General features: G+C 60.0%; 2 protein-coding genes. Both read left to right on the top strand.

What is annotated here, in order from left to right; all coding sequences use genetic code 11:
- Window positions 1-550: GGDEF domain-containing protein (locus FEM54_RS32430; protein WP_138454267.1), on the top strand; the 550-nt coding region annotated here is incomplete at its 5' end.
- Between the two features lie 88 nt (window positions 551-638).
- On the top strand, window positions 639-1,415 hold the full coding sequence (locus tag FEM54_RS32425) for an N-acetylmuramoyl-L-alanine amidase (RefSeq protein ID WP_017139085.1): 777 nt from the start codon (window positions 639-641) through the stop codon (window positions 1,413-1,415).
- The last annotated feature ends 86 nt before the right edge of the window (window positions 1,416-1,501 follow it).

The raw sequence follows: 1,501 nt of genomic DNA, 5'->3' as shown, positions 1-1,501 counted from the left end.
GGTGGCGAACATGGAGCAGGAAGCCCAAGGTTATCGCGAGCATTTGGAAGTGCAGCGCCAGAAGGCCTTGATCGACCCGCTCACCGGCCTGCCCAACCGTGCGGCCTGGAGCGAGCGCCTGGATCATGAAGTGAATAGCTGGCATCAGCGCGGCAACAGCCTGTCACTGGCCATGCTCGACCTGGACCACTTCAAGCGCATCAACGATGGCTACGGCCACTTGGCCGGCGACAAGGTGCTGAAGATCATCGCCAATGTGTTGCGCAAGCGCCTGCGCTCCGGCGATTTTATCGCGCGATTTGGGGGTGAAGAGTTTGTATTGTTGATGCCTGACTCAGGTTTGGCAGATGCTTTGGACGTGGGTGAGGTGCTGCGTTCGGCCATCGAGGCATGCCCGTTCCACTTCAAAGGCGAGCCGGTGACCATCACGGTGTCCATGGGCGTGGCACAGTTCCTGCCGGGAGAACGCAGTGACCTGGCGCTAAAGCGTGCCGATGAGGCGTTGTATCGGGCCAAGGCCGCTGGACGCAACCGGGTGCAGGCGGCGTAAAAGATGTTCCATTTTGTGATTTGACCGTCGAGCCCCGAACCATCCGTTACACTGTTGCATTATCGTCTTCTGCGTACTGTCTTCCGCCATGAAATCCTTTTGCATTGCCTTTGTGCTTCTTTTGCTCGCCGGCTGCGCCAGCGGCCCGCGGCTGAACACCAGCCACCCTTCTTTGAACCACGACAACCGCGTGCAGTTCGTCATTGTCCATTACACCTCCGCCAGCCTTGAACGCTCCCTGGCGCTGCTCACGCACGGCCAGGTCAGCAGCCATTACCTCATTGGCGATGATGCTTCAGGCACCATCTACAAGCTGGTAGACGAGAGCCAGCGCGCCTGGCACGCCGGTGAAAGCGAATGGGCGGGCCGCACCTGGCTCAATTCCAGCTCCATTGGCATCGAGATCGTGAACCCAGGTTATACAGACGCGCCGACCGGCCGCCTGTGGTACCCGTACTCCGAGGCCCAGGTGCAGTCGTTGGTGGTGTTGCTCAAGGACATCAGCAAGCGCAACGGCATCGACCCCAAAAACATTATCGGCCATAGCGACATTGCGCCATTGCGCAAGCTCGACCCAGGCCCGTTGTTCCCGTGGAAGCGCCTGGCGGCTGAAGGTTTGGGCGTGTGGCCGGATGCACAGGCGGTGGCTCGGTTCCAGCAACAGTATGCCGTTAGCCTGCCGAGTATTACGTGGTTCCAGGAAGAACTGGCGCGCCTGGGCTACCAGACGCCGCAGACGGGTGAGCTGGATGTGGCCACGCGCCATGTGATCGCGGCGTTCCAGATGCACTTCCGGCCATCACGGTTCGACGGCACGCCGGATGCGGAAAGTGCAGCGATCCTGAGCGCATTGAACCGCCGCTAAAGGTGTAACCCCATACAAATGTGGGAGCGGGCTTGCCCGCGATGATGGTGGTTCAGCCAAAACTTTGTTGACTGACACTCCGTCAT

Origin of the sequence: Pseudomonas edaphica (genome assembly GCF_005863185.1) — a bacterium.
Classification (GTDB): Bacteria; Pseudomonadota; Gammaproteobacteria; order Pseudomonadales; family Pseudomonadaceae; genus Aquipseudomonas; species Aquipseudomonas edaphica.
Note: the sequence above shows the minus strand (reverse complement) of the source record. Positions and strands in the feature narration are given on the sequence as shown.

Bases quoted from the DNA above. Each gene is read 5' to 3' on its own strand.
- FEM54_RS32425 (WP_017139085.1), top strand. From the start codon at position 639: ATGAAATCCTTTTGCATTGCCTTTGTGCTTCTTTTGCTCGCCGGCTGC.